This window comes from Haloechinothrix salitolerans, assembly GCF_042662605.1.
Lineage (GTDB): Bacteria > Actinomycetota > Actinomycetes > Mycobacteriales > Pseudonocardiaceae > Haloechinothrix_A > Haloechinothrix_A salitolerans.
Genome location: NZ_JBHSXX010000001.1, coordinates 5,758,503 through 5,779,917, shown reverse-complemented (window position 1 = coordinate 5,779,917; position 21,415 = coordinate 5,758,503). Strand labels below are relative to the sequence as shown.

Sequence of the window (21,415 nt, the reverse complement as noted above, 5' to 3'; positions counted from 1 at the left end):
CGTGGCTGGGTATTTCAAAGATCAAATGGTCATCTAACTCAGACGCAAGACGGTAGCCGATGCGGTGCACGGGCTTGTCGCCACCGATGCGGAAGGTGCCGCTGCGCGCGGCGGATAGGTCGGTACGGGTCATAGTGTCTCCAGAGCGCGGTTCGGAACACGTTCGACGATGTGATTGAGTGCGGCCGCGGCGACGCGTTCCGAGGCGAGGTGGGTTGTGTCGATGCGCACGACGGTCCCGCCCAGCTGTTCGAGGTGGGTCGGGACTCGTCGTAGCAGCGCAGTTCCTCGGCGATCGAGCCAGGCCGGTGTTGATAGCGGTTGTGGGCGCCGCGTTGTGTCAGTCGGGCGCAAACGGTGGCGGGATCGGCGCTGAGGATGAACGAGATGTCGGGGAGCTCCGCCTGAGCGTTGACTGCCTGCAGGTAGGCGAGCGCGATGCCGTCGAGGCGCTGCATGACCAGGCCGGATGCGAGGTAGCGGTCGGAGACGACCGTGTGGCCTGCGGCGAGCCGCGTGTGATCTCCTCATCGAGATGCTGGTGACGGTCGGCGGCATAGAGGCAGGCCAGGACGATTCCCGATGCGGTGTCGGTGAGTGCGCGGGCGAGGGTGCTCTTGCCGACGCCGCTGGGACCGTCGATCGCGATGAAGAGGCCACGCTGCTCGCTCGGAGTGGTCATCAGTCGAACAGCCGCAGCTCGGCCTCGGGCTCGGCGGGAGCCAGGGTGATTCCGCCGGTGTCGCGTAGCGCGGCCACGGTCAGCGGCGACGGTTCGGTGGCCAGGGCGATGAACAGCCGCGCGGTCACGAGCGCGTCGTAGGTGGCCCGGTGCGGCTGCAACCCGGACGGCAGGTTCTCCGCGAGGTTGCGGTGCTCGACCAGTGCGCCGAGCCGGTAGGACGGCAGGGTCCAGGTCTTGCGCGCTAGCCGGAGGGTGTCGAACGCCTCGGTGGGTGTCCAGTTGGGGAGTGTTCGGGTGAGCACGTCGAGGTCGATGCGTACGTTGTGCCCGACCGGGATGGCGTCGCCGAGCGCGGCGCTCACCGCGTCGGCGATCTCGCCGAACGTGGGTTGGTCGGCGACGTCGGCGGTGGAGATGCCGTGCACTTTGCGGGCCTGCCAGGTGATCGGCGAAGGTGGCCGCACGAGCCAGGAGCGGGGTTGGCCGATCTGGCCGCCGCTGAATGGGCACGACGGCGAGTTCGACCAGCGCAGGGGGTCGAGCCCCCGTTGCCTTCGACGTCGATGACGACGTAGTCCAGACTGGTCCAGAGGGCATCGGTGCTCATGCGGTTGCCTCACGCTGCCAGCCGATGTCGGCGCGTCCGTGACGCCGCCGCCGATGGGGATGGCGTTGATCGTGGATTTGGAACCCCAGTCCGTGTTGCAGGAAGTAGCGCGGTTGTTCATCCAGTCCCGCGGTGGTCGCGGCGCGTTCGCTGATCTGCACGATCTCGAGGTCCTCCTTATCAGGCAGGCGGGCGGCGAGCTCACGCACCTGGGCTTCGGTGGGGGGCCGATGAGCGTCAGCGCAGAGCCCGAGTTGGCTGAGCGGGCAGATGTCGCACAGCTCGCGTACACCGTAGTGTCCGTTGCAGTCGGGCACGCCGTGGGCGAACGACACGCCGCAACTGGTCTTACGGAACAGCGGCCCGCCAGTCGCGCTGTCGAAGGCCTCGAGCACCCGCCGCTCCAAGGTCTCGGGAACGATCTTGCGTCGGGCGGTGTGGTCGTAGGGCTCAGGGAGTCCGTTGGCGCGGTAGTAGTCGGCGATCTCGCCGCGATAGAACAGACCGGTGAAGACCGTGGCGTGCGCGTGCCGGCTCAGCTCCACCGCTCGCGCGAGGTGCTCGGGGCTGTCGTTAAGGCGCGGAACGAGGGGCCGCCAGTACAACACGACTCGATAGCGCTGGGCATGCTGATACGCAACCTGCAGGGAGCGCGCCGCGATGGCGCTGTCGACGGGTTCGATCCGCTGGTCGGCGATGCCGGAGTAGGTCACCAGCAGGGTGAGCTTCAGGTGACGCAACCGGTTGAGGCGCGCGCAATCTTCGGGGTCGATTCGGTACCGGGTGACGACGAGAACATGGTTCGTCAAACCTCGGCGATCGAGGTCGTCAAGCACGTCGAACAGGTGCGTCTTGACGCGCGGCAGGAACGGGTCGGTAGCGCGGTTAAAGATCTGGATGGGGGTGCGGTGCGGCTGGAAGTAGCGGTGGTTGACCAGCGCCCGCACAGCGTCGGCGTCGCTCATCAGGGCGCGCGGTTGGCGCATGTCCCATACGCCGTAGGTGTGGCTTCTTTCCGCACTCGGCGTGTTCGGTGGGGTTCGTGTGGCGATTGAGCATGGTGAGGTTTGACAGCTCGTTTGGCATGCGGTTGACGGCGTGTGTTGCGTTTCGGCCGGTCGTGAGCCTCGCGGAGACCACTCGGTCGTGTGCATGGTGATCACGTCAGTTGCAGGGCCCGACGAGTGCTGCTGATCGTCGGAGCGGGGTGACGTGGCTGGCTGCGGCAGCACCGGCGCGGAGCCGCGTGATCTCGTCGTGTTGGGCGGCCAGTTGGGCGAGCGCCTGTTCGCGGAAGGCGGTGAGCTCGTCGACCTGGCCGGTGGTCTGTTCGAGGCGGCGCTTGAGCGTGGTGATCTCGGTTTTGAGGCGGTCGATCTGGCTGTCGCGCGGGTCGAGGCGCTGGCCGGTGTCGCGCTGGAGCGTGGCGAGGCGTTGTTCGAACTCGACGCGCAGGTGCGCGTAGGGACGCGTGCCGTAGAAGGCGGTGCGGTCCACTCCGGCTTCGCGGGCGAGGGTTTTGACGTCGCAGCCGCCGTCGGCGGGGATCTGGCCGCGCAGGAGCCGGTCGATGGTGGCGCGGATGCGGTTTTCGTTGGCCTGCCTCTGGGATGCGGTGATCCGCACGGGCTACTCCTTCTCGTGGATGGTGTCGTTGTCGATGGCGTCGAGGACACGCTGCGCCCGGTCGAGGTCGGCCTGCAGCCGCGCCTTCTCGATCTTGCCGGTGGGTCCGAGGTCACCGAGGAACGTCGTGGTTTGCTGGGCGTGTTCGGCCCAGACGGGCCGGTGACAGGGGTGGTGGGTGGCCTGCGGGCAGCGGGCCGAGTCACACATCCCGGCCAGCGGTTTCTCGGCGTCCGGGGTGCCGGCCAGCTTGAGGCAGAGCGCTCGAGAGGGGTCGGTGAACCAGCAGTAGTTCGCCGTCCCGAGGTGCAGGGTGCGGGCGCGTTTGGTGAGTAGGTTGAGCACTTCCCGGTTGTTGCGCTGCACCTTCGGCGACCCGGCATCGTTCGGGGCGAGTTTGCCGTCGATGTGGGCGAAGAACTCGGTCAACTCCCGGGCGCCGGGGCCGGCGGGCAGGATGCCGTGCTGGTAGTTGCGGAACTCTGCCCAGAGCAGGTCGAGGTTGCGGTCTGCCTCGTGCTTGTTGACCTCGGCTAGCAGTTCGGCCTGCGCACCACCCGGGCGGGAGGCGTAGTCCTCGTGGTGGCCGCGATGTGTTTGAGGTGCAGCTTCGCGGCAAGGACGCCACCGGGCCGGTAGGCCAGTTCCAGCGCGAGTGTGCGACGCAGCGACCTGAGGCTGACCGGGAACTCGGGTATCGGGTCGAGACCGAGGCGTTGGCCGTCTGGACCGTTGACCCAGTTGCGGAACCACTGGTAGCGGATCCTGAACGCGAGTTGGCCGAACAGGGGTGCGTCTTCTTGAGGGTCGGTGTGCAGCTGTTCGGCGAGCTCGATGGCCTGGTAGGCCGGTTCGATCACGACCCATTCCTCGGGTGTGCCGCCCAGCGGCTGTCCTTTGACGACGGTGCTGGCCACGCGGTAGCGGACGAGGCCGTCACCGTAGCGCTCGGGCGGGCGGCGACAGCCGACCTTGAGTTCCATGAGCTCGCTGGCCCTCATCCCGGAGACCGCCGCCGTGAGGATGATCGTGGCGGTGCGGACGATTCCGACCAGTGCGGTGGCCTGAAGCCGATGGAGTGGCGGTGTCCACGGCAGCACGCCGTCACCGCGGGCGTGGTCGACGAGGGCGGCGTTGCGAGCGAACGGTTTCTCGGCGCCGACGAGCCCGAGTGTCGTTTCCAGCCGTTGGCGCAGGTGTGGCAGCCAGCGGCTGCGGAACTGAGTGAACCCTGCTTGGCAGGCGAGCGGGTTCAACGCGATCGGAGTCAGCGGATCGTCGGGAGACCATTGCCCGGTTTCCAGCCGACGACGGATATAGGGGTCAGGCAGCAACGGCAGCGGCTCGTCGGCGGTTTCGTGGTCGGCCAGCAGCGCGCTGAACGCCTCGGTGGGGGCATCCTGGGGAGCGGTGTGCAGCACCCTGTGGTCGATGTCGCGCATCTGCCGGTTCAGCTCGACGGCGTGCGGGCCGCAGGTGATGGCCAGGTAGGCCGCCGCCGCGAGCATTGGCTGCAGCACCTCGATGATCTGCGCGGCCGAGCGCCGTGTTGCCGGTCCACGCTCCCCAACCACGACACCGTCGGCATCACGCACGTGGCGTCGGTAGTCCAGATAGGGCGCGCAGCAGTCGTCGTCGATGTCGGCGAGGCTGGCGACACCGCGATCGGTGAGCCAGTTCAACAACCGGACCAGTTCGCCCAGCCGCAAGGGGGCAGTGGCGAGGTGGGCCGGGTTGCGGTAGGCGCGGGGAAGCACCGCGACGGCATCATGCCGCGGCGCGAGCAACGCCAGGACCAGTTCCCTGGCGAGGATCCGCCACCGCGGGTCGATGATCGCGGAAAAGTCGAACCGCCGGGCGTGACGCGCCATCTGCACCGGGAGGCCGACCACCTGGCCGAAGTCCCGTCCTCGAACACCGGGCGGGCGGCGCCCTCCGGGAGGTCGAGCCCTGCCTCCCGGCAGACGTCGACCCCGGCGAAGGGTGACCGAGCGGGACCGGTGACGGCGAATGCGGTGCTCATCGGGTTGACTCCTCGGGACGCACAGGCAACTCGTTGTCGGCATCGGCGACCCGCTGACCCGCAGTGGCCAGCAGGGCGGGGTCGAAACGGTCCAGCACGTGGTCGATGCGCTGGGCGTAGTGGCCGAACACGGCCATGAACTGGCCGGCGGGCATTTGCTGCCACTGGCGGGAGAAGAACGCCTTGAGTCGCAGCAGGTTGGTCGCGTGGCGGGGCGCGAACACCGCCAGTGGGCAGAGCAGACACACCCACGGCCGGGCGGGGCAGGGCTTGCCCTTGGGGCCGTGCAGCCCAGACAGTTGATCGGCGCAGGCAGCGACGAACACGTCGCGGGCACCGCCGACGAGTTCGGTAAGGACCGCGTCGTCGAGGCCGAGATCGGTGACCAGCTGTGGATACTCGTGGGCCAGCGTGGCAGCGTCCTCGTCGGTCACCACGGCCGGGGGTTGGGCGCGGCGTAGCAAGTCGTGTTGGGCGTCTTCGATGATGGCGTCCGCCGCCCGTCGCTGTGTGTCAGTGCTGGCGGTTAGGTAGTGGTCGCCTTCCACCGCTGGGCTGTGATTGGGGTCGATGGTCGCGCGGCCGCCGGTCCACCGGCTCTTGTCGCGCATCGCGTGGTGGGTGGTACGAATCCGCGCTCGGTGGATCTTCAAGGGTTCGCCGTCGTCGTTCGTCACGTCGTGGCGCACCACCCAGCGTTGCACGGCGGTTCGATCCGCCGAGCTGGTCGTTGTCGAGATCTCGCTGCCGCCGGGTGTGATCAGCCGAAGCCATAGCCGGTTGCGGTCGGACGGGTCGACGTGACCGCGGAGCAGGGCTGAGTGGGACAGCCACGGGATCGCCTAGCAAATCGTGCCGGTCAGACGGCGTGTCGATCCAGCCGAGCGAGCCCATTGCGGAACCCCAATCAGCAGGCGACCTGCGGTTTCGCGCCCGCCTGATGCAATTCCTGAGGGTTCGTGTAGTGCTGCGTGGTGTTTGGGCTGCGGTGACCGAGCCAGGCCTGCAGCTCGAACAGCGTCATCGGTTCCTTGGCGTTGTAGAGCTGGCTGGCGATGGTCGACCGCGCCCGGTGACTGGTGATGTTGCCGCGGACGTCCGCGGTGGGAACACCGGCTTTGGCGCAGAGCGCGGGGATGATCGAGCGGTTGATGTAGGTCTTGCCGACCGGGTGCGCGCGGACGGAGAACAGCAGGTCAACATGCTCGTTGGTTTTTCGGTCCAGCCGTTTGGGCTGCTCGGGGCGCACGGCCTGCCATGCCTCGATGGCTTGACCGACGATCGCGTCGACCGGCTTGGTGAACGCGGTGCCGGTCTTGTGCACCGGGACATCGAGTAAGCAGACCGCGTCCTCGGCGAGGACATCGCGAGCGTCGCCGGCGATGGGCTTGCCGTGGTGCTGCCAGCGGATGCAGCCGACCCGAAGGCGGGAGAGTTCGTCGCTGCGTAGCCCGCCGAACAACCAGGTCAACACCAGCGCACGGAGCAGTTCGATCGGGTGCTTGCGGCCGACTGGGTTGGCGTAGACGTCGCTGTGCTCGAGATTGAGGCCTGTCCATAACAGCTTGGCCCAGATGTCGTCAGCGATCACACGAGGATTCGGGCCGATGAGGGCACGGATACTGCGGGGAGTGGCCAGCGCGCGAGCCGGGTCGAAGCGCCGCAGAATCCACTCCCATTCCTGGCAGTCCCGGAAGAACTGGCGTGCCCCAGCGAGCAGACCGCTCTTGGTGCGCGGCATGAGTGGTTCGCCGATGCGTTCCTGAAGAGAGGCGTTGTGCTGGATGTAGTCACCGATGTGGAGGCGATCCACGGCGGCGACCCAGGCGGCGCACAGCTCTCGCGTCCATTGCTCGGGTTCCTGTACTTCGGGATGCTCGGCAGCCAGCCAGCGTCCCATTCGGAGCATCTGATTGCGTCGGTCCTTGCGACTGCGGGCTGGGAGCGTGGACGTGTCGTGCCAGCGCTGCACCCAGCGGGCCCACGGCTCGGCCACACCCTCCACCGGCGGTGGGGCCAGGCGGGCCGGGGGTCGCGGAGAGCTGGTCAACCCGAGTGCCGCCAGCGCCCGGTGCAGGCTGTGGACATTCTGGCGCAGCGAGTACGGGATCGTCAGGTTTGTGCGCAGCCCCTGAATCACCTCCGCCGACAGATCCGCCAGGCACGGGCTGCGGTTGAGCAACATCGCGTGGCAGACCAGACTCGCTGTTCGTGCGGTGACCTGCGGGGACCGCTGGCCCCAGCCATGCAACACCGAGGTGACCTGCGCGACCGCGTGGTCGACAAGAGCCTCGCCGAATACCTTCCGCGCGCCGCGGCCGAGGTTGCCCAGCAGCTGCAGATCAGTGAACCCGAATAGGTAGGCCAAGGCGATTGCGTAGGACCGTGCGGACGTGTCGGCCCATCGCGGATACGTTCTCTGGTAGTCCTTTCGACTCGGTCCCAGGACAGTGGCCCAGGTTGCCGCATCTCAGCTCCAGAAGCTCGTGCGGTGGGCGGCGCAGCCGCGCAGCACCAACGCGACCGCGTCGATCGCCGAGCGTCGGTGGAACCAGTCGTCTGGCACGTCAAGGTAGTCCTTCGACGCGACAAGCGGCAGCACGAGCCTGTGCAGCGCCCTCCACTCAGCCTGAGCAGGATCGCGCCATCGTTCCGGCCAGTTGCGGACGTCCCAGCCCAGAGCGTCGAGTGCGACTTGCTCGGAGACTGCCAGCCCTGAGGAACGATCGTACTGCGTAGGGTCGATCGGCCAGGACCACGCAGGATCTAGGGATGTCGTGGAAAGCCGCAGATGGCAGTGCGGTCACGGTTCGATCGCCCCCGGCACCTGCTCGCCGAGGCCAGCCAGCATCCTCACCCGCCGCCCGTGGATCTGTTGCATGCCACGGCTGAGCTTGTCGGCCAAATCCCGGCCAGACAGATGCTCTGGCGGACTCAGGTATCAGAACTGTCCGAATTCCTGGCTTCATCGGCTGCTTCGGCGGCTGATTTCGGCGGCGTAGTTGGTCCAGTCGCCGCTGCTGGCGCGTTGCCAGGCGACGGCGACGGTGATGTGGATGCCGAGCAGTCGGGCCAGGACGGCAGCAGGCAGTTCGGTGCTGAGCTGAAACAGCGCTGCGGATCGGGATCGGGCCGAGTTGATGCCGAGCTTGCGGAGACGTTCGGCGAGGCCGAATGCGCTGATGGGCCGGCCGGGCTGACCGCCGGGGAACAGCCAGGGGGAGGTTCCCTGGTCGCCGACGACGGCCTTGCCGTGGCGGGCGGCGACAACCTGGAGAACGAGCTCAGCGAGGGGTTCGGGCAGCTCGATCGGCTCGCGTCCGAGCCGCAGGCGTACTTGGTTGTCGTGGTGTTCGACGTGGTCGATGGTGAGGCGGCTGAGGGCGGCGGGCCACTGGGCGTAGAGCAGCACGAGCAGCCCGGCGACGCGGTCCTCGGGTTTGAGCGTGTCGTCGTGCAGCAGCCAGCGAGCCTGTGTCCAGCGGGTTTCGGTGTCGATGAGGCCGGAGGGTCCGTCCCACCTCGTGGCTGGGAAGTCGAGCTGGGTCAGTTTCTGTTTCTTGGCCCAGCGGACAAAGTTGCCGGCCTCGGTGCGGTAGCTGCGTTTCGTGGTGGCCAGCCAGGCATCCAGGTCGCCTTGCCGCGCCGTGGCCAGCGTGAGCCTGTGATCGGTGAGCCAATCGAGCAGGGTGATGGCGGCCTTGATAACCCGCTGCGCAGCGACGACCTGCTCGTGGGTGGTGTCGGCGCCCTTGACTCGGCCACGCAGCCGCCGCATGACATGCCAGACGGCGTAGCGGTGCAGCATCTGCCGCTCGTCGGGGTCAGCACGGTCGGCGACGATGTCGGTGATCCACCGTTCCAGCCGCGCCATCTGCTCATCCCGTGGCGGCAGCGTTCCGATGGCGACCAGGACGCTGCGCAGGTGTTCGACCGTCTTTCCTCGGGCAGCGCGTCCAGGGACGCGTGGGTGAGCGATTGCCCGGTCAGATCGCGCAGGATCGCCGGGGCGGCGCTCTTGTTGAGCCAGTTCGCGACCGTGGTGGGTCGTTTTGCCTCGGCAAGGGTGTCGTAGAGGCCTTGCAGTTCGGGGCGAATCTCGCCGCTGTCGTTGCTGAGCAGGTCGCGCAGCCGCTGCTGGACGGCGCAGCGGGCGCACCGTCCAGCGTGAATGCGGTCGGGTTGACCGCAGTTGGGGCAACTGCGCCAGAAGCCAGGGTCGGGACGGGCGCAGCTCGCGCAGAGCGGTTCATCGAGGGTGCCGCCACGGATCGGTGCGTCTTCGCCGCAGCCGACGCAACGAATCCACCGCTGTCTGCAGGCCCGGCACCAGGGCGTGCCGGTCGCCTGGGAGATCACGCAGGGTGCGTCCTTCCCGCAGATCTGGCACGTCAGGGTCTTGTATGGCACGCAGCTGCCGCAGAGCGGCCCTCGGCGGTGCGAACGTTGACGGGACGGCGTCGGCCGCAGTCGAGGCAGGTTTCCTGGTTGGCGGGGTCGGTGATCATGCAGTTCGGACACAGCGGTTGGCCGTGCTCGTCGCGGGTGGCCGCCTCGCGGACCACGCCGCAGCGCGAGCAGGGTTGGGCGCGGGATTTGGCCACACAGTTGCGACACAGCCACTGTCCGTCGATCCGGCGGTGCAAATGGATGACTCGGTCACAGCCGGGACAGGACGGGCGCACGATGGCCTGCGCTCCGGCGTCGCGGAGCTTGTCGACCAGCCGCAGCACTGCGAGAACGGGTGCCTCAGCGCCAGCCCCGGTGAGCAGTTCGGGCCGATCTTGCACCGCCCATGCGAGCTGATAGCGGCGTCCGGCGCCGGGCACTGTCGCACGAACTGCGGCGGCCACGACGTCCGCCGACAGTGTCGAATCCACGCCGGTCACCACGCCCACGACGATGTCGACGGGATCCCGACCCGCATCGGGCGGGCAGTGGGCGCATCGCGGATTCCCGTCCCGGTCTCGGCAGTTCACCGGCCGGACCTTGCCGCAGGCCGCGCAGGCGTCTCGCCGGGGACCGCAAACGCCGCAGTACCAGTCCTGGCCGCGGCGCTGCAGGGTGCGCAGGGGTTTACCGCATTCAGCGCAGACCGGCGGCGAAACTTCCATCGCGCCGGCCTCGCGCAGCGCGATGAGCAGATCCCCGACACCCCTGGGTGCTGGGGAGCGACCGTCGGCCAGCAGCACTGGCTTCTCAAGCAGCGCTTGGGCCATGCCGCGGCGCTTGGCCCGGCCCCCGGCAACACCGGTCACCGTGGCTTCGATCACCGTGCGGTCCAAGTTGGGCTCGCGTGCGGCGACAAGGTCGACGATGACGCCGATAGGGTTGGCGAGCACCTCCGGTGCCAGCGGGACTGGCATGGTCTACCCGTCGACGCGGGTGATGCGGGCCCGCTTGGGGCGCAGACCGCCGACCCCGGCCTCGGTATCGCCGACAGCCTTGGACCGGCGAAGCGGGGTGGCCCCGGCGATCGGCTCGATCAACTCGTCCATCGTGCAGTCGAGGATGTCCAGCAACGCCATCAGCACGTTCAGGCTCAACCGTTCAGGCCGCTCGGCGACCAGCCGGTAGACCTGGCTGGACGACAGGTGGATGCCGCGCTGGGCCAGTGGTTCGATCAGGTCGGTGGTGGCGAACAGGCCCCGGTCGGCCATGACGTTTCGCAGCCGCCACCGGTAGTCGAGTTTGCGGGTCATTCACGATTCCTTCCGACATTGCGGGTCGAAGGCCGGGTTCAACGCCTTGCGCAGCGCGGTGTTCATGAAGTCACCGGACACATGGGTGTAGATCGCCGTCGACGTGTCACACCGATGCCCCACGGCCTCCTGGATGAACCGACGATCCACGCCTTGCTCTGTCAGATGGGTGACCCACGAGTGCCTCAGCGAGTGGGGCGTCAGCTGTTTCGGCAGGCCGAGGGCGTCGCGGTAGGCGACGAACCGGGCATTGACCTCCGCCGGTTTGACCCTTCCGCCGCGTTCGGTGACCCACATCGCCGGGTGCTCGTCGCAGCCGAACCTCGGACGGATGTTGTCCACGTAGTCGGCCACCGCCTCGACCGCCCACCCCATCACCGAGGGCACGTTCCGCCGCCGCGGTGGCTGCCCGCGCACCGCCTTGCCATAGCGGACGTGCAGCATCCCGTACCGGCCGAACTCCGGCGCCGCCGGATTCCGGCCCCAATCGGCGATGTCCAGTTTGGACGTCTCGGTGCGGCGCAACCCCCACGCATAGGCGACTTTGAACAGCGTGGCATCACGATAGGCAGCCAGTGCGCCCTTGCGTTTCGCCCGCACCGCGCGGTCGACCTGGTCGTCGGCGTAGTCGAGGAACCGCTGCAACTCCTCGCGGGTGAACGGCCGCGCCTCGGCATCACCCTCGTACTCGTTGAGGTGGGCGATGGTGTTCCACTCGTGGCAGATCGGCACCGGATGCACCCCCGGCCCGAACTCGCCCTCGCACGCGGCCGCCCAGCCATACCGGGCGTCGCACAGGTACTCGCTGAACAACCGCAGATCCGTCTGATAGTTCCGGATCGTCGCCGGGGTCAGATGCTTTTCGCTGGTCAGCCACTGCGTCCACTCGTCCACATGGGCCGGTCCCCAGCTCCACGGGTACTCATTGGTGAACGAGATGAACTGAAGCACCAATCGCACCCGCGGGGCCATCGTGGACTCCTGCAGCCCCCGCGCCGTCTGCTGAGCATGCCAGCCGCGCAGCATCGCCTCCACCATGGCGTCCTCCGGCCGCAACTGCACCACACCCGAGACCAGCTCCAGGTGCGCCGCGCCGGCCAGATCACCCCGTCCCACCACGCCTCCAAACCAAGATCACCAGGACCGTTTGGGGCAGGGATCATGCACCTAACGGGATCACTCGGCAAGCGACGCAGGTCAGACGGCGTGTCGCAGCCGCCCACCACCGGCATTGCCGAAGCGCTCTCAGCAGGCGACCCGCAGTTTCTCGCCCGTTGGATGCAATTCCCGAGGGTTAATATAAGCCAGCGTGGACTCGGTGCTGCGATGCCCGGCGAACGTGGCGATGGCGTGCAGCTCCCATCCCATTCGCGCCAGATCGGTCAGGCACAGGTGCCGCGTTGTGTGGGTGGAGAACCTCGCGACGCCAGCTTCCAGCGCGATCCTGCGCACGACCTTCGACCAGGTCCACAGCGTCAGCGGCTGGGCATGGTTACGGCGTGATTCCGACAGGAACAACGGGCCGCGGGCTCGGCTGATCGTCGCCCTGTGGGCGAGATAACCCGAAAGAAGCGCGCCGGTCGGCGTCGAGTAGGGAACGACACGTTCCAGCCCATTCTTGGTCGTCTCCGCCCGCACCCGCAGCATCCGATGGGCCGGGTCGAGGTTGTCGGTGCGCAGTGAGCACAGCTCTTCCCGGCGCAGCGCAGAGTCATAGGCCAGCGCGAGCATCACGCGGTTGCGGACTGGCTCCTCCGCAGCAACGGCGAGGATCTCCATCCACTGCGAGTCGTTCGGGATCCACGGCAACTTGGTCAGCCGAGGAACGAGGCCGCGTTGGTGTCCGCCACTTCGGCCACGAGGCGTGTAGCGCCCCCGGCCGACCGGGTTGGACTCCCGCACTCCCTCCTCCATGAGGAAGTCGTAAAACAACCGCACGGGTACCAAGCGCTGTTGCAGCGTGGCGTTCGCCAGCCCGGCGCCCGAGTCGATCGACACCACGTTCGCGCCCCGCCGACTGGGACGCTCGGTCAGCTCGCGAACAAAGTACGCGACATGAGCTCGGTTGGCCGTGAGCGGATCGACGCCCTCCCGGTCGCACATCACCAGATACTCGGTCAGCCCGCGCGCATACGCGTCGATCGTCCGCGGCGCCCGCCCCAGATCGGTCCAGATCCGCAGCCACTCCGCCGCGCGCTCGTGCCGACCCAAGACCGGCCACTTCTCCGTGATGATCACGATGTGTCAACGGCACCCGTCGACTCACCCTGAAGTCACACGCCGAAAGTCCACTCAGGAGCGTGATTCCACGTAACTAATACGCTGTGCGCCCGCACCGACGCCGCATATGTGCCTCCGTCCCGGCTGGACCGCAGCCACCGGCTGAAATCCCGGGCCTCGATCCGCGACGCCTGGTTCCACGGCACCTTGATTGCCCACAAGAAGCGGAACCAGCGCAGTAGATCCATCCCATACGAGCGGACCGTCGCCTCCGCCCGCCCGGCCGCGAGCAGGTCTCGGAACAACGCGGTCACCGGGCCCACGCCGACCTCGTCGGGGCCGAGCATCCGGTAAGGCTCGTACCGCTCACTCGTGGCGAGCAACCGCCCCACCAGTGGCACCACCAACGCCGACAGGTCCCTATCGCACGATTTGCCGTCTTTGATCACAATCCAAGACCGTACTGGCCAGAGGCAGCTGACCTGCACGAACACGCCAGGATGTTCAGTCAACAGGTGAGATCCTCAAGCGGGCGGCCGCGTATTTCGCGAAGGAAAACGTCCTCCCAAACTGACGTATCGGCTGGTCCACGAGCTGACCGAGGACGGAATCGACGTCGCGGTGGCTGCCGAGTACTCAACGTGTCCAGATCGGGATACTACGACTGGCGCGGCCGCCCACCGTCGGTTCGCGCCGAGGAGAATACGTTGTTGCTGAAGCAAATCCGGAAGATCCACGAACAGTCCCGCGGTGCCGACGGTTGGCCACGGGTGCACGCCGAGTTGCGGCTCGGCCTCGGGATCGAGATCAACCACAAGCAGGTGCGTCGGCTCATGCGTGAGGCCGGGCTGCAGGGGCTGTATCGGCGCCGGCGCCGCGGCCGCACGATCTGCAACCCCGCCGACGAACCGGCAACCGACCTGGTGAACCGTCAGTTCACGGCCGACGGGCCGGATCAGCTGTGGCTGACCGACATCACCGAACATCCCACCGTCGAGGGCAAGCTGTACTGCGCAGCGGTGATGGACGTCTACTCGCGGCGCATCATCGGCTGGTCCATCGCCAGCCACATGCGCACTGAGCTGGTCATCGACGCACTCGGCATGGCCACCCTGCGCGGACCCCCGAAAAAAGAGCCGACAACCTGCATTCGGACCACGGAATCGCAATATACTGTGTGGGCCTTTGGGCAACGACTCCGCACCGCCGGAATTCTTCCCTCAATGGGCACCATTGGTGATCCCCGTTAACCGGCTAATCTCGACGATCGTGGCACCACAACATGTAGTGTCTCGATTGGCCGGTTAACACCGATTCTCCGGGCCGGAGGCGTTCCTAATCATCTTCGATTAGCCGGAGAATGCTACGACAATTCCATGATGGAATCCTTCTGGGGCACTATGCAACTCGAACTACTCGACACGAAAGCATGGGAAACCCGGGAAGAACTTGCCAGCGCGATCTTCGAATGGATAGAATGCTGGCACAATTCACACTGGCGTTCCCGCCTCGGAATGCTCAGCCCACGCGAATTCGAAACACACCACCCCGAGCGACCGTCGCCCCACGACGATCGCTGACACCCAACCCAAGGTGTCCGTCCAACGGGGCCAAGCTCATCAGGACGCGACGTGCCGTCACGTATGACGTGCCGTCACGTATCAGGGATGGCACCGTTGTTCTAGGTAGATCGATGAGCGGAGGGAGCCGTCCCATGAGGCGACTGTGGCGGTTGACATCGGCAGTGGCAGCGGTGGCCGCGGGTTCGGCGTTGCTGGTCATGCCGGGTGCGGCTGCGGACACGGCGCTCGCCCCTGTGGTGCCAGAGGTCGGTTCGTCTGTCTCGGAGACCGCGCCGCTGGCGAGGATCGTCGACCGAAAGCAGCTGGCGAACGGGGCGACGGAAACGACGGTGCGGATGGGGCCGATCGTGGCACAGCCGCATTCCGGCGACGGCGGCGGCGAACATAGTCACGGTACGCACACAACGGTAGCCGGACCGTGGTTTCCGCCGTGCGCGAATTGCTACGTCACCAGCGTCAAGCCTGATTTGACCTATGCGGATGGTTCCTCCGCGAACTACGACACCGGGGTCATGCTGCACCATGCCGTGTTGTTCGACCGCTCCAAGCAGGATGTGACCTGCGGTGACAGCGACTCCTTCTACGAGCTCACCGGTAGGCGTATCTTCGCGAGCGGCAATGAGCGGACCGGCGGGAAACTGCCGGACGGCTACGGGGTCAAGCTGGACGCGGTCCCGATGACCTGGGGTGTCGTCGAGTTGATGAACATGAAGCCTGAGCCGCAGGCAGTGTTCGTCGAGGCAACGGTCACCCACGTTCCCGCTGACACCAAGGGAATGGAAGAGGTCACCCCGATCTGGTTGGACGCGGCCAACTGCACCGGCGATTCGCAGCACAGCGTGCCCGCTGGCGAGTCGACGACCACGTGGCGGTGGCAGTCGACGATCTCCGGCACGATCATGGCGGCCGGTGGCCACCTGCATGATGGTGGCCGGTCGCTCGCATTGTCGAACGTTAGTACCGGCCAGCATATGTGCACGTCAGAGGCCGGTTACGGTACCGATCCCAGTTACATGGGCCACATTGAGTCAATGACCCTGTGCAGCGGCCGGCTCGGCACTGTGCGGCGGGGCGAAGTGCTCCAACTCGACAGCGTCTACCAGATGGATCACGCCGCCGACGACGTGATGACCATCATGATCGCCTATGTCGATGAATGAGGGATCGGAGAATGAGGGATCGGATTCAGGATACGATCGTCGCTGTCGCCTTTGATGGCCAACGTGGTGTTGCACCGGTTGGACCGGCAATGGCGGCAACGGTACCGGCGCTTGGGCGTGCTCATCCGCTATGCCGACGATGAAGTGATCTGTTGCCCGACCAGGGAACGCGCGGAGGCTGCGTTGGCGGCCTTGCGGGACCTGCTGGGCGAGCTGGGGCTGAAGCTGTCCAGTTCCAAGACGCGGATCGTGGGCGTGGCCAGCGGCGAGTACGGCTACGACTTCCTGGGATTCCACCATCGCATGGTGCAATCCAGGCGGTATCCGTCTCATCTCTATCCGGCGTGTTGGCCGAGTGACAAGGCGATGGACTGCTCCCGGTCCCGGATACGGGACATGACCGGACGCAGCCGGCGCCATATCCCGACCCGCCTGCTGGTATTCGAAATCAACCAGTTCCTGCGGGGATGGCGTCAGTACTTTCGCTACGGCAGCTCGGCACGCTGCTTCGCCAAACTCGACCGTTACGTCGAGGAACGCATGGCGTTGCTATTGTCCAAACGGCACGGCAAACGAGGCCGAGGCTACGCCCGGGTTCCGCGTAATTCAATTGGTCTAGAGGTGGGAATGTGGGTGTGAGCTGCGGAAACGGGTCTGGACAGGGTGGTGTGCCGTGTCTCTAGGCGCGGGTGTTGGGCCTGGGTGGGACTGTGTCGGCAACGGTGTTTTCGGTCCGACACGCCGGGCGGTTGGCCTGGCGGGATTGGTGACCGAGAGTGATGGATTCTGATGCTGTGAACGCATCGAAGAGGGTTAAGAATCAGGGGCGGCGACTGTCGCCTGAGCAGGCCGCTGCGGCGGCAATGGTGGCGCAGGCCCGGGAGCAGGGACTGGAGTTGATTGGCCCTGATGGGTTGTTGAAATTGTTCACCAAGAACGTCCTCGAGACGGCGCTGAACGAGGAAATGTCCGAGCATCTCGGGCACGAGAAGAACCGTGCCGATGCCGATCGTGACACCTCGAATGTTCGGAATGGCAGCAGGTCGAAAACGGTGGTCTCCGACGCGGTTGGTGAGGTCGAGATCGAGGTGCCTCGGGATCGTGAAAGCACGTTCGACCCGCAGATTGTGAAGAAGAGGCAGCGTCGCCTCGGCGAGGTGGACGAGATTGTGTTGTCGTTATACGCGAAAGGCATGACGACCGGTGAGATCTCGGCGCATTTCGCCGAGATCTATGGGGCGTCGGTGTCGAAGGAAACAGTCTCACGGATCACCGACGCTGTCCTTGCCGAGATGCACGAATGGTCGTCCCGGCCACTCGATTCGACGTATGTGGCGTTGTTCGTGGACGCGATCGTCGTCAAAGTTCGTGACGGGCAGGTCGCCAACCGGCCGGTGTATGCGGTCATCGGCGTCACCGTGGACGGCTGCAAGGACGTGCTGGGCTTATGGATGGGCACCGGTGGCGAGGGAGCCAAGTTTTGGATGTCGGTGCTCGTGGACCTGAAAAATCGTGGCATCCGGGACGTGTTCTTTCTCGTCTGCGATGGTCTCAAGGGGCTCCCAGACGTGGTGGAGAACGTATGGCCACTCACCCTTGTCCAGACATGCCTTATCCACCTACTCAGGAATTCATTCCGTCTGGTCTCTAAAAAGCACTGGGACGCGTTGAAGCGTGACCTGAAACCGATCTACACGGCCCCCAACGCTGACGCCGCACTGACGGCGTTGGATGACCTCGACGAGAAATGGGGAAAACAATATGGAGCGATGATCAAATTATGGCGGAACGCGTGGGAAAAGTTCACGCCATTCCTCGCCTACGATGTCGAAATCAGGAAAGTGTTGTGTTCGACAAACGCGATTGAATCACTCAACGCAAGGTATCGACGCGCGGTGCGGGCCCGCGGGCACTTCCCGACCGAGCAAGCGGCAATGAAATGCCTGTATCTTGTGACTCGCAGCCTGGACCCGAGCGGAGCAGGCCGCGCCCGATGGACCATGCGCTGGAAGCCCGTCATCAACGCCATGGCCATCACCTTCAGTGACCGCTGGCCGGCCGCTGAAACCTACTAGACAGCAACGCTGAAAACACCGTTGCTGCTACAGACCCTCGTCAATCGCCCTGTTCCACGTTGAGGAACAAGGTGCGCCCGACGAGTTAACGGACGACACGCTTAAAGCGTGCGTTGAATTACTATAGCTGGAGTTAAGAAGTATGTTGGTGGATCCCGAGGACACCACCCAGTGTCCGCTCTCTGACTGCTGCGAGGGCTGTCGCAGCGTCGAAGATTTGTCTGTGGTAGCGGTGGAAATTCAGTCGGGCACGGGCATGATGTGTGCAACATTATGCGGAACCTGTATCGATGCCGATCGGACACCCGTCATTGTTAGCTGGACAAAGTCCAGTAAGCGTGTAGCTGAACATTGCGGACACCTGTCCATCACGGAAGAGGACATGACGATGGCCATGACCGAGCGGTCGGTCGGTGGCAGGTAGTCGGGAGTTGCCCGAAAGACCTGTCGCATGCAGATGCTCCGTGTGGTCGCCGAACGTCGCGTAGAAATGATCTGCAGTTGCGAACCTGACCTTTTTGTTGATGGACGTGCCTGTTGTGACCAGGCAACCGCGCATGACTTGGTGCACGCGGGACTAATCCGGCCAGCTTGTCCGATGAAAGTTGGCCAGCGAGTACCGGTCGAGGTCACTACGTCGGGGCTCACCGTGATCACCGAAGCGCTGGCGGCCGAATGATGATCATGGAAGTTCTCGCCAGCTGCACTGTAACGACTATTATCTGACGCCAGTCGCAACGCGCGGTAGAGCCTTGGACTCGACGGAGACGATATCTTATCTAGGTCTTTAGGGAACTTCAGTGCGATCAAGGCCAAGGAAGTATCGATCCTGGTGTCGTAACAAGCCGGTGCTTTCACTACTGATACGGCTTACGCTAGCACTGATGCCACGAGTCGGAGGGTTTCGACGTGAAGTGGTTCGAGTCCGCTGAAGCTCATTAACCACGATCGAAGATGACCGGCCGTTGTGTTCCACCTTAAGGAACGTCGATAGGTTTCACGCTAGCTCTGCCCCACACTTCTGTGACATGGCCCACGAGCCGTCGATTCGGGTGTGCGATTGGCGGGCGTGTTGAACCATCGTTCAGGTCCGGGCGATGGACGAGGTCATGCGGGATGAGCGGACGCCATTCGTGCTACCGACAATGTCGCAGCACGAAGCGAACGGAAGGAGCAATAGAGATGGCCGAAAACCTGAAGTTCTTCTCTTCTGAATGGTGCGAGGCCGCCATGAAGGCGTGCAACGCAAGTGATGCGATGTACCAGGGCTTCAAGGATCCGAAGAGCTTCACGAACCGGATGGAATTCGGGGTCGTTGGGCGCGAAGACCTCAAGATGCACCTGGAGTGGAATGAAGCGAGGATCACCGAGGCAGCGCCTGCCAAGTACGACGAAGGTGACCTCTGGCTGAAAATCAACGCTGACATCGACACATGGAAAGAAGCGGCGAGTGGCGAGACCGAAGGGGGCAAGCTGCTGCTGGCGGGCAAGATCAAGTTTGCCAAGGGACCGATGTCAGCGGCCATCGAAAACGCGGGTGCGTTCAACAACTTCCTCAAGGCGTGGGGAGACGTTCCGACGGACTGGAACGTCTGACACTATCGCCGTCGGAATGCGATGAGGGTGACAGGTCGGCGTCTAGTTAGGTTTGTCAACGGGAAAACAGAAATCACTCACTGAGGACAGTCAAGAATATCTTGATTATTTAGCGGGAGTGTTGTCCGTAGATGGTGGTGACGCCGACCTGTGCCTCTCGGTTCAAATTGTTTGTTTACGCACGGCCATTGTCATGTGCGGTATGGAACGTACGGATATATTTGAATGGGTGCACTTTCGTACATTCCTCAGACGTAATCGAAAATCAGAGTTCTATTGTTTTAACAGGATGTGAAGTATGTCGACAAGTATTGAGGTATATAGTACGTCGCTCTACGACGGCGACGAAGCGAACGGAGTCGCAAACATCCTGGCCGTGCTACTAGAGCAGAATTTTGTGAATTTTCCAAATCGGATACGTATTGCCCGACGGATGCCGCGTCCGGTGGCGATCTACAGTACCGATACGGATACGTCGGCCACGATCGTTTTCGCCAAGGATGAGGCTGTCATCTATAACGGGATTGTCGGTAGGCCGAGCGTGCTTGTTAAGGCTACTGTTGATCAGATCACTAATGTTTCTCAACTGAAGATGATCGGTTCCGGTCTGATCCCTGTTGGCTTTTTCACGAAACGGGGAATGGGAGTGCTTGGACAAATCCTGGCGCACAAGCTAGTCGTCAAGGGCCTCCTTACCCATACGGTTACCGCGTTACAGCTAATCGCGCTCCTATCTGTCGTTGGTAAGCAGCCAGGATAAGGAAAAACTGGGTGAGCAGGTAATGATTGTTTTACCTGGGGCGATGGTGAGACGTGTGCGTAGCGCTCGTTCGGCTGATTGTGGGTCGGCGTCACGGATCGCAGGTCGAGTGGGGTAACGAACACATGACGAGAGGATACTACTCAGATGGCTAGTCATTCGACTGCTACCAGATGGCAGCCTGGTCCGCCGCCAGGAGTTGTCTCGCGGCGTGGTCACTGGTCTACTTCTACAACTCCGACGGGTGTTAAGGCAATACGGTTGTTGCTCGTACTTGCGTTGGTTCCGTTGTCATTCTATCTGGCGCCCCGGGTCATCAATTTGGTCGTCACACCGGACCGATTGGACCAAGCCATCGTACACGCGAACGCATATAACCCCGGTCTACATCAACTAGTCGAACACGAGAAAGTGACACTGGCGTCATTGAATCGGCTTGATAGCGTCGATGCTTCCTTGAGGGACGTCCGAGCTACCGTGGCAGATGTGAATGGCGAGTTGGTCGAGCTTATCGACCGGATTCGTAATGACGTCCAGAATGTTCTGGATCTGTCGAATGCTCAAGTCGAAAGGCTACTGGCGAGGTTGGCAACGCTGGAGAGTCGGCTAAGCGGACTCAACGGGCCAGTCGGCGGAGCGGCTGAGGCGGTTAAGGAGAATCGAACGCAGCTGGCTCAGATCATTCGGGAGGGCCGGGCGACGGGGTCCGATGTGGATGCGGCGTCGGATTCGGCGAACAACTCGGCCGACAACGTTGACGGTGGTCGCTAACTCGGTCGGTAGCTTAAGGAAGCTAGAAAGGTTGTGAGTAATGATCTTCGGACGTCGTTCAGGGCCAATGCGGTTCGTATTGGCGATAGTCGTGGTCGGCGTGTTGGCGTTGTTGGCAGTAACGGTGGCACGCCTGAACGAGCGACTCGACAATCAGGAAGCCGCTAATCAGGAAACCTTGCGCGCGTCGCAGGCCATCGTCTCGGTGAACGACAGGGTGACGTACCGGTTGAGGCAGCTGACAGAACTGACGAAGAACGCGGACCAGGCGCTGAAGGAGACGAAAGGACTGGAGCCGCTTCTTGTTGCGCTGCAGGACGCTGTGGCACCGGCTGCTGCGGCGATCGAAAAGGGGCGAGAAGGGGGCGAGGCGAGTGAGGCGCAGCTCGTCAAGATTGAGGCTGTGGTGAACCAAGTTGAGGGACGGACGGGCGCGCTGGTGAAGGACGCGCAAGCGTTCGGCGCTCAGGGTGTGGAATTGTTGAGGATTGTGCGGGCATTGGTCGCTGATATCGAGTCTGCTCTGGCGGCCACGAAGCGTGTGAATGATTCCTTGCCTGGGTGATCAGTAGCATCGAGTGGTCGGTCACGCAGTGATCGACTCGGG

Annotated in this window: 23 protein-coding genes and 1 pseudogene; 9 read left to right on the top strand and 15 right to left on the bottom strand. The window is 64.3% G+C overall.

Annotated features, from left to right (window positions below; all coding sequences use genetic code 11):
* Positions 1 to 38: 38 nt before the first annotated feature.
* The 15 genes from ACFQGD_RS27555 to ACFQGD_RS27485 all read right to left on the bottom strand — a co-directional run bounded on the left by ACFQGD_RS27555 (position 39) and on the right by ACFQGD_RS27485 (position 13,375).
* Positions 39 to 458 (bottom strand): hypothetical protein, encoded by a 420-nt coding sequence (locus ACFQGD_RS27555; protein ID WP_390183574.1) that lies wholly within the window; start codon positions 456 to 458, stop codon positions 39 to 41.
* A 223-nt stretch (positions 459 to 681) separates the two neighbouring features.
* Positions 682 to 1,149, bottom strand: coding sequence for a 3'-5' exonuclease (locus ACFQGD_RS27550; RefSeq protein WP_390183575.1), 468 nt, complete (start codon positions 1,147 to 1,149; stop codon positions 682 to 684).
* 139 nt (positions 1,150 to 1,288) lie between these two features.
* On the bottom strand, positions 1,289 to 2,257 hold the full coding sequence (locus tag ACFQGD_RS27545) for a radical SAM protein (RefSeq protein WP_390221111.1): 969 nt from the start codon (positions 2,255 to 2,257) through the stop codon (positions 1,289 to 1,291).
* 199 nt (positions 2,258 to 2,456) lie between these two features.
* Positions 2,457 to 2,918 (bottom strand): hypothetical protein, encoded by a 462-nt coding sequence (locus ACFQGD_RS27540; RefSeq protein WP_345390893.1) that lies wholly within the window; start codon positions 2,916 to 2,918, stop codon positions 2,457 to 2,459.
* 3 nt (positions 2,919 to 2,921) lie between these two features.
* Positions 2,922 to 3,347: a hypothetical protein gene (locus ACFQGD_RS27535; RefSeq protein WP_345390890.1), complete on the bottom strand. Its 426-nt coding sequence runs from the start codon at positions 3,345 to 3,347 to the stop codon at positions 2,922 to 2,924.
* A gap of 104 nt (positions 3,348 to 3,451) precedes the next feature.
* Positions 3,452 to 4,789, bottom strand: a complete 1,338-nt coding sequence (locus tag ACFQGD_RS27530) for a site-specific integrase (RefSeq protein ID WP_345390887.1) — start codon at positions 4,787 to 4,789, stop codon at positions 3,452 to 3,454.
* Positions 4,790 to 4,937: 148 nt separating this feature from the next.
* Positions 4,938 to 5,618 (bottom strand): hypothetical protein, encoded by a 681-nt coding sequence (locus tag ACFQGD_RS27525; RefSeq protein WP_345390884.1) that lies wholly within the window; start codon positions 5,616 to 5,618, stop codon positions 4,938 to 4,940.
* 230 nt (positions 5,619 to 5,848) lie between these two features.
* On the bottom strand, positions 5,849 to 7,309 hold the full coding sequence (locus ACFQGD_RS27520) for a tyrosine-type recombinase/integrase (protein ID WP_345390881.1): 1,461 nt from the start codon (positions 7,307 to 7,309) through the stop codon (positions 5,849 to 5,851).
* A 102-nt stretch (positions 7,310 to 7,411) separates the two neighbouring features.
* The gene (locus ACFQGD_RS27515) at positions 7,412 to 7,543 is read right to left on the bottom strand and encodes a hypothetical protein (protein WP_345390878.1); all 132 of its coding nucleotides are present in this window, start codon (positions 7,541 to 7,543) and stop codon (positions 7,412 to 7,414) included.
* Positions 7,544 to 7,906: 363 nt separating this feature from the next.
* A complete protein-coding gene (locus ACFQGD_RS27510; protein ID WP_390221041.1) occupies positions 7,907 to 8,815 on the bottom strand; it encodes a hypothetical protein in 909 nt (302 codons plus the stop codon).
* 517 nt (positions 8,816 to 9,332) lie between these two features.
* Positions 9,333 to 10,307 carry a hypothetical protein gene (locus ACFQGD_RS27505; protein WP_390221072.1) on the bottom strand — a complete coding sequence of 325 codons (975 nt, stop codon included), beginning with the start codon at positions 10,305 to 10,307 and terminating at the stop codon, positions 9,333 to 9,335.
* 3 nt (positions 10,308 to 10,310) lie between these two features.
* Positions 10,311 to 10,643 (bottom strand): helix-turn-helix domain-containing protein, encoded by a 333-nt coding sequence (locus ACFQGD_RS27500; protein ID WP_345390872.1) that lies wholly within the window; start codon positions 10,641 to 10,643, stop codon positions 10,311 to 10,313.
* Positions 10,644 to 11,759 carry a tyrosine-type recombinase/integrase gene (locus ACFQGD_RS27495; protein WP_390183717.1) on the bottom strand — a complete coding sequence of 372 codons (1,116 nt, stop codon included), beginning with the start codon at positions 11,757 to 11,759 and terminating at the stop codon, positions 10,644 to 10,646. It lies immediately after the preceding gene.
* Positions 11,760 to 11,888: 129 nt separating this feature from the next.
* Complete coding sequence (locus ACFQGD_RS27490) at positions 11,889 to 12,881, bottom strand: tyrosine-type recombinase/integrase (protein WP_345399019.1); 993 nt, start codon at positions 12,879 to 12,881, stop codon at positions 11,889 to 11,891.
* A 35-nt stretch (positions 12,882 to 12,916) separates the two neighbouring features.
* Positions 12,917 to 13,375: a site-specific integrase gene (locus ACFQGD_RS27485; RefSeq protein WP_345399022.1), complete on the bottom strand. Its 459-nt coding sequence runs from the start codon at positions 13,373 to 13,375 to the stop codon at positions 12,917 to 12,919.
* Here ACFQGD_RS27485 and ACFQGD_RS27480 point away from each other — a divergent pair.
* The 9 genes and pseudogenes from ACFQGD_RS27480 (at position 13,364) to ACFQGD_RS27440 (ending at position 21,373) form a co-directional block, all read left to right on the top strand.
* Positions 13,364 to 14,113, top strand: coding sequence for an IS3 family transposase (locus ACFQGD_RS27480; protein WP_345399025.1), 750 nt, complete (start codon positions 13,364 to 13,366; stop codon positions 14,111 to 14,113). The genes ACFQGD_RS27485 and ACFQGD_RS27480 overlap by 12 nt on opposite strands.
* Before the next feature lie 114 nt (positions 14,114 to 14,227).
* Positions 14,228 to 14,443: pseudogene (locus ACFQGD_RS27475) on the top strand (IS3 family transposase); the annotation flags it as partial.
* A 134-nt stretch (positions 14,444 to 14,577) separates the two neighbouring features.
* On the top strand, positions 14,578 to 15,606 hold the full coding sequence (locus tag ACFQGD_RS27470; RefSeq protein ID WP_345399028.1) for a hypothetical protein: 1,029 nt from the start codon (positions 14,578 to 14,580) through the stop codon (positions 15,604 to 15,606).
* A 51-nt stretch (positions 15,607 to 15,657) separates the two neighbouring features.
* Complete coding sequence (locus ACFQGD_RS27465) at positions 15,658 to 16,245, top strand: group II intron maturase-specific domain-containing protein (protein ID WP_345399031.1); 588 nt, start codon at positions 15,658 to 15,660, stop codon at positions 16,243 to 16,245.
* A 224-nt stretch (positions 16,246 to 16,469) separates the two neighbouring features.
* A complete protein-coding gene (locus ACFQGD_RS27460; RefSeq protein WP_417368041.1) occupies positions 16,470 to 17,681 on the top strand; it encodes an IS256 family transposase in 1,212 nt (403 codons plus the stop codon).
* 1,182 nt (positions 17,682 to 18,863) lie between these two features.
* A complete protein-coding gene (locus ACFQGD_RS27455) occupies positions 18,864 to 19,277 on the top strand; it encodes a hypothetical protein (RefSeq protein WP_345399036.1) in 414 nt (137 codons plus the stop codon).
* A 298-nt stretch (positions 19,278 to 19,575) separates the two neighbouring features.
* Positions 19,576 to 20,037 (top strand): hypothetical protein, encoded by a 462-nt coding sequence (locus tag ACFQGD_RS27450; protein ID WP_345399039.1) that lies wholly within the window; start codon positions 19,576 to 19,578, stop codon positions 20,035 to 20,037.
* 486 nt (positions 20,038 to 20,523) lie between these two features.
* Positions 20,524 to 20,808, top strand: coding sequence for a hypothetical protein (locus ACFQGD_RS27445; protein WP_345399042.1), 285 nt, complete (start codon positions 20,524 to 20,526; stop codon positions 20,806 to 20,808).
* Between the two features lie 40 nt (positions 20,809 to 20,848).
* Positions 20,849 to 21,373 carry a hypothetical protein gene (locus tag ACFQGD_RS27440; protein ID WP_345399045.1) on the top strand — a complete coding sequence of 175 codons (525 nt, stop codon included), beginning with the start codon at positions 20,849 to 20,851 and terminating at the stop codon, positions 21,371 to 21,373.
* The last annotated feature ends 42 nt before the right edge of the window (positions 21,374 to 21,415 follow it).